We start from the raw sequence: 501 nt of genomic DNA, 5'->3' as shown, positions 1-501 counted from the left end.
GATAGGGGTCGTCTTGCTGAACATGCTCGCGCAGGGCCTTTAGGGGATGATACCGCGTTTGCGCGCGGGCCTGCCACTGCCAGACATGGGTCATCTCATGGGCCAGGCGCATCGCATCGCGCAGGGCCAGTGTCTCGGGGTAGCCTTCGACATAATCGTCCGACCAGAAAGGGTCGGTGAAATACATCGTTGAATCGATCGTCAGGCCCGGAAAGATCAGCACCTGCGGCCCCGTGCGCGGGCGGAAAATCCGTTCCCGACAGGTCGTGCGGGGCCGGGGCGGAATGTCAGCGGTGAACGCCGACGAGATCGACCCGCGGGCAACTTTGACCACGTCCAAGTCCACTGCGTCGCCGTGAACACTTTGCAAAAACGCGCGCTCGGCCTGCGTCAGGGGGCGTGCAGTGCAGGCCGCGAGGACCAGAAAAAGAAGTAGCCAGCGCATGGCCGGATTAGCGCGGATTCGCAGCGCCTTCGCAAGTCAGTCGCGTGCAAAAGGGC

The 501-nt window shown here is 63.1% G+C and carries 1 protein-coding gene; it reads right to left on the bottom strand.

The window, feature by feature from the left end; all coding sequences use genetic code 11:
• Positions 1 to 445, bottom strand: a 445-nt coding sequence (locus AAFM92_17020) for a hypothetical protein (protein ID MEL7302057.1), incomplete at its 3' end; no start/stop codon positions are given.
• Positions 446 to 501 lie beyond the last annotated feature (56 nt).

The organism is Pseudomonadota bacterium (genome assembly GCA_038533575.1).
GTDB lineage: Bacteria > Pseudomonadota > Alphaproteobacteria > Rhodobacterales > Rhodobacteraceae > Shimia_B.
Note: the sequence above shows the minus strand (reverse complement) of the source record. Positions and strands in the feature narration are given on the sequence as shown.